Below are 8468 nucleotides of genomic sequence, written 5' to 3' on the forward strand. Positions count from 1 at the left end.
CCTATAATATAAACTATCCAGATCCCGATGGAACTGGAGCAATTCACTGGAGAACTCACCCCCCTGTCTGAATCTGTCAACCTGGATGAGTCAGGAACGATGGACATTAAGATCATCGGTCCAGGGTGGGGTTCATCCGGATACTATTCTGCCGATCTGCTCCGAAAATCCGTAGACAAATACAACGAAGGGCTACAGAACTTCATCGATCACCCCACTCCTATCCAGGAGAGGGAACGGCCCGAACGATCTTTACGGGATTTAGCCTCGGTTCAGGTATCTTCTGCTCGGTTTGAGGAATCCGGTTTCGCTGGTCCTGGCATATATGCCAAGGTAAAGGTGTTCCCGGAATTTCATGAAATGATCAAATCCAGAGCTCCATACATCGGTATGAGCCACAGGGCAGAGGGTTCAACAAAACTCGGAGAGGCAGAAGGCAGGAAGGGAAAACTAATCGAGTCGATCCAGCGGGTCCACTCTGTTGATTATGTAACTCGTCCCGGAGCTGGTGGAGCCCTCGGCACGCTCACAGAGTCAAAGAAGACAGACATGGACGACGTAAAACCCGATATTGTCACCCTGTCACGGGATGACTATAAGGCCCAACTTAAGGAGAGTGCAGATCTCAAATCAGAGAATGCACAGCTCAAAGAGGCCCTGGAAGAATCGAAGAAACTTGGAGAAGAGAACAATACTCTCAAGGCAAAGATCGCACTCATGGAGGCTGGATCAGTCGTATCAAGCCTGGTATCTGCCAGCAAAATCCCTGAGATCATGAGGCCGAAACTTATCGAGTCGCTGATCATCAAGGTAGCAGGGAAGACTGCTGAAGAGATTAAAACTCTCACTGAAGCAGAAATCAAAGACCAACTTGAGATGGTTGTAAAACTCACCGAATCTGGCAAAGTAACAGGTATGGGTTCAACGCAGCCGCCTACTACAACGATGGAAGAGGCACAGAAGAATCTCATCAACACATTCATGAGAACCGGAATGAGTGAGTCAGCAGCCAAGATTGCTGCAGGAGTCCGGGTATGAAGAACGGAGTATACAAGCCGGGCTCAATGCTGAAATACGCGGTTACAAACCCGACTTCACCGGCATCAGGTGACCCGGTTAGAATCGGAAAGATGACCGGTGTAGCAACTGCTGATATGGATACCTCGGACAATAAGACGGTCTGTGACACCGGCGAGTTTGTTGCCAACTTCCCGGTTACGGCAAAAGCGGGCGGTGCAATTGCAATAGGTGACCGTCTTTTCATCAAGGATGGATCCGGCTCTGCAAAAGCCACTATAACGAACGATGACAATTCAACGGCAAACATCTTCTATGGTTTCTCCCTTGGAGTGGTTGCCGCTGGAGCGACAGCAACAATCCCAGTGAGACATATATCAGGGGTGGGCATATGATGGCAGAAGCAAGCCTCACACAGTTTTTTGAGTCTGCACGATCACAGAGAACCCACGGAGGTATGGCCCGGTATGGTCTCCCTGATTATGGGACTCCGGGCTGGCTCCAGCATCTCGCAGAGTCAGAGAATCTTCTGCAGGAATACCTGGCAGGGAATGTCAGTAAAAGAACTCTCCGCGAAGCTCTGACCCGGTCTGACTATCCGGTGCTCCTCGGGGACTCAATTAACAGGAGACTTCTGGCAGGATACCAGACATATCCAAGCACCTATCAGACCTGGTGTAAGATTGATACTACTGTAAAGGATTTCCGCACTCTGCATCTGAAATACAAGAACACCGGGGGATATCTCACTAAGGTCGATGAGCAGCAGGAATATCCAGAGGCCGCAAAACCGGCTGAAGGGGAGTATACCTATGCTCTCGGCAAATATGGGGAAATCATCTCATTCTCCTGGGAGATGCTTGTTAATGATGATCTTCGGGCATTCACTTCAACCCCGATGGAACTGGGAGAGGATGCTCGCAGGACTGTTGAGAACTTCGCAACTAAGCTCATTGCAGACTCAACTGGGCCGCATTCAACCTTCTTCACTACTGAAAGGAAGAATCGGCTCACTGATGCTCTGACTTTTGATGGTTTGAAGAAAGCCTGGAACCTATTCCCAAAACTCCGGAGTCCATCAGGTCAAGGTATCAACAACCGTCCGGCCATTCTCGCCGTTGCTCCATCTCTGGAACTCCAGGCACAGGAACTCTTACAGGCTGATCAAGTATGGGATATCAATCAGACCATCAGCAGCACCAAGAACACTGGTAACAGGCTTTCTACACAGAACCCGTTCAAGGCACTTCAACTTGTCCTCCTGGACGAATTGCCAAATGTAGCCACAACCGGAACAGTAGGGGAAACATCTTGGTTCCTGCTCTCTGATCCGAACCTCTCACGCGGTGCGTTTGAACTCGGGTTCCTGCAGGGATTCGGCGACAATCCGATTGTGATCCAGCAGAAATCAGATGCCCAGACTATCGGGGGCGGGGACGCAATCAACGGTTCGTTCTACAACGACTCGTTCAACTACAAGTGCGTTCACGCATTCGGAGGAGCTCAGAAGGATCACCGGTTCGCTGTAGGTTCAGACGGAACTGCATGATGACGGCAACATACGTTCAGGGGACTGATATCGCAACTATCCGGCTGTATGGCTCGGATACTAACCTCTTATCCCCCATTTTCTCTGACGAGGAACTACTGAGTTTCCTCACAATTGAGGGGGATGTCAGACTCGCAGCAGCGGCAGCCCTTGAACGTATGGCCTCTGACAAAACCCTCCTGGCTAAAGTCCGGGCTGTTGGGGATATCTCTCTCGATGGTATCAGCCTTGCTAAACAACTGATGGCTAACGCTGCAAACCTCCGGGATATTGTCGAGAAGAACGGGGCATATGCGGCTATAGGCTTCGCTGATATCTACATGGAGGATGTCATTTGAGCCTAATATCTGCAGAAGAGATCGCTCAATTGAGATCAGATCTTCTCCAGACCGGAGCATTTGACAAATCCTGTACATTTCAGCAGGCAGTAACTACAACCTCACCATCAGGAGGCAAGATCACCACATGGAAGGCAGTCACTGAACTCACCAACATCCCGGGGTATCTCTGGAACCTGCAGGCAACTAGGAAAAATGCATCAAATCAGATCCTCACCTATAACGCGGTCAGGGTCCGTTTAAGCGGATACTATCCCGCTGTAGCAATTGGGCAGCATGTTGTCATCGGGTCAGATACCTGGGAAGTGATTGATATCGTTTCTGATTCACAGCAAGCATTCACGACCCTGGAGGTGCAGAGGTGGAAGGTATAACCATCACTGTTGACACGTCCGGACTTCGTGCAAAGCGTGATAGGGTAATGTCCCGAATTCTACAAAACCTCCCTGTTGCCATCCAGACCGGTGGGGACATTGTTGCCAATGCTGCGAAAGGGCATGCTCCGGTTAAGTCAGGTACGTTAAGAGATTCAATCCAGACCAGAGAAATTAAAGTTGATGGATTAACCGCATCTGGTAAAGTCGGGCCCTCTGATGATGTCCCGTATGCAAAGATTCAGGATAAAGGAGGGTTTGTACCTGCAGATGCCGAGTATATCGAACCAGTAAAGAAAAAAGCCCTGGCTTTTGGAGGGAAGGTATACAAGAGGGTTAAACGGCATTTCATCCCGGCTCATCCATACATGGATCCTGCTGTTGAAGAGACTCGGGAAATTGCCAAACAAGCAATGAAAGGCACAGTTTTAGCGGGGATTAAATGATTGTTGGATATATCCGTGGCCTCTTACTTTCAAATGATAAGATATCAACTGAAGTAGGAGACCGGATATTTCCTCTTAAACCCCCACAGGATTGTGATTTGCCTTGCATAGTTCTGCATGAGACATTCCATCAGCAGAATCAGTACCTCGATCATACCTCTCGGGTACAGGTTGGGGTTTTTGCAGAATCGACTGAAACGGAATTTGGGTATGATATCGCTCACCGGATTGCTAAAGTAATCCTTGAGAGGATGAACCTCTATTCTGGCACAAATGGAGAATATCGCTTACATGAAGTAAGCCATATTGGAGATACTGAAAATATCGCTGAAGATCCCGAATCTTTCGCCATATACTCTGATTATTATGTACTTTGGTCAGAATAGATGGCACAGGATGTCACAAAAGGGATCCGAAGAGTAATCGGATCAGTAAAGGTTGAGGTTGCACCTATCAACACCTCAAACTGGGTTTCTCTAGGCCCTGGAGAAGGGGCTGGACTAACCGAGGACTTGAAAACTGATGAATATATCCCCGATAATGCGGCAACGTACGGTCTCGTTCTTCTCGACCAGATCGATACAATTGACTTTGCAGCAGCCGAGCCAGACTTTTCAGCTTTTGGTATCGCTCGGGGTGGAATTGACATTATAACTCAGATTCCTGGAACCCTTGTATCAGGAAATGTTCAGACGATCAATTCAGGAGTATGGTCATTTAATCAGTTTGTTCCATTCACTCTCCAGAATGCCACCGGTGCTAAACCAACACTTGATACAACTCATCCATGCCTTGCCGGCTCAGATGGAGACCTGGTCGAAAACACCGATTTTGTCATTGTCAAAAATGGAGGAGTTTGGGGCATTGTAGTTATTGACTCCACTAAGGTCACCACAGAGTCGCAGAATCTTTCTGTAAAGTATTCTGCAACTCCTGCCTCTGCTATTAAGATGACAACCGGAGGAGTCAGCGAGATTGGATTCATCCGACTTAGGTTAACGAATACCGATCCCGTGAAAAAGCATATTGTAGTCGAATATTACCGGGCTCAACTCAGCAAGGGATTCCAGCTTAAGTTTGATAGCGAAAAGAAAACCTCCAAACCGAACATGTGGGTTTTCCAATTCAAAGGATACCGGGATGAATCACGTGACACTGGAGATCAACTAAGAGCAATTACTTTTGAGTTATAATCATGACCAAAACTCTCAATTTAGATGCACTTTACCCAGAACGAAAGGTTCTGACACTTTGCGGAAAGACTTTCGATGTTACTCAAATGCCTCTCTCAATCTTCCTGATGATTCAGAAACAGGCAAGGAATGGAGGCATAACTCTACAGTGGTATCAGGAGCCACTCACATCATGGCTGCAGTCAGTTGATCCGTCCGTAACTCCTGAATGGGTGCAAAAAGCCACGGATGACACCATGGTAATGAGAACCATTGAAAAAGATCTTTTCGATTCGGTTCTCACTGACCCTTTGCCGGATTGGATCTCGGATCAGACTCCCGTGGTGAAAGCTTAGATCTCCTGGAGTGGATACCAGAAGGAATAGTGACTCTAGGATTGCTCTTCCCTTGGATGAATAAAAGATTCATCCTCTGGGAGATGTCCTTTCCGGAGTTTATGTATTACTATGTCAAAGGGACTGAAATCCACCTGAAATTAACCGGGTTGTATGCATCTCCTGAAAATGAGACTGCTAAAGCATTTGAGGTTAATGAAGGGATGGATCATGAAAAACTGTATGATTACTATCATAATCAGCATTTTGACCCCTCAACCTGGCCTGATGAAATTCAAATGATGTATAATGAGTGACGATAATTCTGACATTCAGGTCACGATGGGGGTTGATGCATCCCCTATTGAACGAGCATTTCAAGAAGCAGAGGACAAAGCCTCTGACTTGGCTCAATCTCTCCAGAGCAAATTTGCAGATGTAGGGCTCGGAGAAAAGATCAAAGAGCAAGTCGATCAGGCAAATGAGGCTTTCGCAACACTTGGGACCAGTGCGAATGTTGTTGTCCCTGTTTCTGCAGATACCACTCCTGCCGAAGACCAAATTGCAAGCATTGGATCAGAGGTTCCTCCTGTCGAAATTCCGGTATCGGTCTCTGGTTCAGACCAAGTTGATGGTCTGAAAAAACAGGTTGATGAGACTCAAAGTAGTACCGAAGATCTTAAGGACACTTTTGCTTCTCCGTGGGTTATCACCGGAGGAGATGTTACAAACACCCTGAACTCTTGGGCTGATAAGATCAATCAGATTGCTGAAAGTACTGGTAGAGGTAAAGCCCTTACTGCACTTACCAGCACCAACACAGGAATATCTGCTGCTGAATTGAGCAAACAGGCCATTGACCTTTCAGATGAAGAAGCCTCAATTTCAGAATTAAAGGCACTACAAAACGAATTATCCAAATCTGGGGTTATTACAATCAATCAGATGGGGGAGACAATCCCCAAGATCAAAGAGTTTGCAAAATCGATAGATACTGATGTTGTCGGCGCATTTGACAAGTTAGATCCGGCGTTTAAACAATTTGATGTTTCTGTAAAAGATCAGGGTCAATATTACGATCAAATGAGCAAGTTCTTCAATACTACTCATGTTGACATAAACGATTTTGCTACTTCAATGGCTCGTGTGGGTCCTGAAATTTCCAATATGGGGGGGTCTCTGACTGATGCAATGGGGATCCTTGATGCATTTAATCAGCATGGAATCACCGGAAGAAAAGCAACATCCGATTTTAATACTGCCTTATCTGAAGCTAATCAAACTGCCAAAGATGCAGGAAGAGATACCACTCTTACTGATTTTTATGATGCATTAACCAAGAAGACCGGAATCAGTAGAGATGAGTTTGAGAAATGGACTGAAACCATCAAAAACTCTCAAGGAGCAGCGAAGACCTATGCAGAGGATTGGGATAAGGCAGATACCACTCTTGAAAAGATAAATGCCCAAGTTGCAAAATACACCGCTGGCCTTAAGGGAATGGTTTCTCCTCTTGAGCCAGTCGCTGCAGGAGTAGCAACGTTAGGGGCCGGGGTTGCTCAATTCGCAATAATAGACAAGGTCCTGAACGAAGGTTCAGGCATGAAGTGGCTCTCGACTGTTGCTGCTGATTTACCACTCATCGGGACCGGAGCTGCTACAGCAGTTCCAGAGATTGGGGGGTTAAGTACAGCCCTAACCACTCTTGCTGGTCCTGCAGTTCTCGGGGCGTTAGCTATAGGGATTGGTGCTTATGCTACCAACCTCGGAGGATTCCGAGATGATATCAACAATGTAGGGAATGATATCAGTAAAACCATCTCTGACATTAAATCCCAAGATTTTGAAGCAGCCGGTAGATATATGGCTCAGGCTGTCGCTGATGGCTTTGGATCGGTGGGAGATCTCTTAATAAAGGGAATGCCTCAGGCTGCACAGGTTGTTTCTGGGTTTGAATCCGGTGCAGAACAAGCAATGCAGGGTGCAGCTCACGGGATGGCTGAAGGAGCTCTTTCATCAATAGCCTCTACCGGTGAGGAATGGGTATCTGCCGGAGAATCTGCAGCTAATTCATATCTTACAGGATTCTCTCATATTGATTTGAGTTCTGTAACGTCCTCAATAATTAATCAACTCTCATCTATCGACTTAACCTCTATCGGATCTAAAGCCGGAGAAAGTTTTCTTAATGGATTGAATCCGGTTTTAAAAGGAGTTGCAGGAGGTGTGGAGGATTGGATTTTAAAGCAAGTTGGGTTATCTGATCAGGATCTAAAGGATGCCAGTAAGAAAATATCTGATAAATATGGCATACTAGGGGCTCCGATTTCCACTGCTGCAAATCTTTTTAGTTCTTTACCTAATGGGGAATCTTCATATCAAAAACAATTAGCCACAAATAGCAATCTTAAATGGGTATCTGGTTCCGCATCTCCATCCATACTGGGTACATTATCTTCAAATCCATTTCTTCCAACAGGAGATACAGAGTCTCTACATCAGGCAACCACGCAGCAAGTGACTGCTATTTCTCTCTTACAGGATAAATACAAAATATCTGCTGCCGATGCCCAGAAGATGTATGATTCATCAGCAAATCTCCGGGAAAAATATGATCAATTAGCTTCAGCTGCCAGTGAGGAAACTAAAGCGACCAAAGATAGTACAGCCTCAAAGAAGAAACTTACCGATTATACTGGCAAATCCCTGGATGATGCTACAAGGTCATCCATAAATGCAAATGAGGATTCATTCACACTCGGAGGAAAAACATACAAGATTAATAACCAGACAGGTAAAGCAGAGAGTCAGTCTCTATCAGATGTAATCTCAACAAATCAGGCTGAAGCATCTGCAAAGCAAGTTGCAGAGGATACAAAGAAACAGCAATCTGAAATAGAGAAATCACAAAAACAAAGAGAGGCTGCGCAAGAAAGATACAACAACTCGATTCAAACGGCCGCAGATAATTACGCCAAGGCTGAAGAAAATGCCTCGATTAAGCGACAACGAGCAATAGAAGATCTCAATATTTCTGATAAGAATTATGCAGAAAAGCGGGCAGATATTGATAAGACATATAATCGTGCCCTGGAAGATGCTGCACGTAATAGAAAAGACGCAGAGGATAAAGCAAAGGATGCACTAGGAACAACCTCTGATGCGACTAAAACTAATTCTGATGCCGTAAATACAGCTTCAGAAACCCAAAAGACGCATACTTCAACAGTTCAATCT

11 protein-coding genes are annotated in these 8468 nt (G+C 46.1%); all 11 read left to right on the forward strand.

The features are described 5' to 3' along the window. Positions 1 to 27 precede the first annotated feature (27 nt). Complete coding sequence (locus tag VN429_RS11425) at positions 28 to 1038, forward strand: hypothetical protein (RefSeq protein ID WP_325633422.1); 1011 nt, start codon at positions 28 to 30, stop codon at positions 1036 to 1038. Continuing rightward, entirely contained in the window at positions 1035 to 1412 is a 378-nt protein-coding gene (locus tag VN429_RS11430; RefSeq protein WP_325633424.1) for a DUF2190 family protein, read from the forward strand. Before VN429_RS11425 ends, VN429_RS11430 begins: the two co-directional genes overlap by 4 nt. Further along, a complete protein-coding gene (locus tag VN429_RS11435; protein WP_325633426.1) occupies positions 1409 to 2566 on the forward strand; it encodes a phage major capsid protein in 1158 nt (385 codons plus the stop codon). Before VN429_RS11430 ends, VN429_RS11435 begins: the two co-directional genes overlap by 4 nt. Then, the gene (locus VN429_RS11440; protein WP_325633428.1) at positions 2563 to 2904 is read left to right on the forward strand and encodes a hypothetical protein; all 342 of its coding nucleotides are present in this window, start codon (positions 2563 to 2565) and stop codon (positions 2902 to 2904) included. The genes VN429_RS11435 and VN429_RS11440 overlap by 4 nt, the downstream gene beginning before the upstream one ends. After that, positions 2901 to 3278 (forward strand): head-tail adaptor protein, encoded by a 378-nt coding sequence (locus VN429_RS11445; RefSeq protein WP_325633430.1) that lies wholly within the window; start codon positions 2901 to 2903, stop codon positions 3276 to 3278. Before VN429_RS11440 ends, VN429_RS11445 begins: the two co-directional genes overlap by 4 nt. Beyond that, positions 3266 to 3724, forward strand: coding sequence for an HK97 gp10 family phage protein (locus tag VN429_RS11450; RefSeq protein ID WP_325633432.1), 459 nt, complete (start codon positions 3266 to 3268; stop codon positions 3722 to 3724). The genes VN429_RS11445 and VN429_RS11450 overlap by 13 nt, the downstream gene beginning before the upstream one ends. Further along, a complete protein-coding gene (locus VN429_RS11455; protein WP_325633434.1) occupies positions 3721 to 4110 on the forward strand; it encodes a hypothetical protein in 390 nt (129 codons plus the stop codon). Before VN429_RS11450 ends, VN429_RS11455 begins: the two co-directional genes overlap by 4 nt. Further along, complete coding sequence (locus VN429_RS11460) at positions 4111 to 4917, forward strand: hypothetical protein (RefSeq protein WP_325633436.1); 807 nt, start codon at positions 4111 to 4113, stop codon at positions 4915 to 4917. A gap of 2 nt (positions 4918 to 4919) precedes the next feature. Next, positions 4920 to 5252 carry a hypothetical protein gene (locus tag VN429_RS11465; RefSeq protein WP_325633438.1) on the forward strand — a complete coding sequence of 111 codons (333 nt, stop codon included), beginning with the start codon at positions 4920 to 4922 and terminating at the stop codon, positions 5250 to 5252. A 101-nt stretch (positions 5253 to 5353) separates the two neighbouring features. Then, a complete protein-coding gene (locus VN429_RS11470) occupies positions 5354 to 5548 on the forward strand; it encodes a hypothetical protein (RefSeq protein ID WP_325633440.1) in 195 nt (64 codons plus the stop codon). Further along, positions 5541 to 8468, forward strand: a 2928-nt coding sequence (locus VN429_RS11475) for a phage tail tape measure protein (RefSeq protein WP_325633442.1), incomplete at its 3' end; no start/stop codon positions are given. The genes VN429_RS11470 and VN429_RS11475, both read left to right, overlap by 8 nt.

Origin of the sequence: Methanospirillum sp. (genome assembly GCF_035560735.1) — an archaeon.
In the GTDB taxonomy this organism is placed as follows: Archaea; Halobacteriota; Methanomicrobia; order Methanomicrobiales; family Methanospirillaceae; genus Methanospirillum.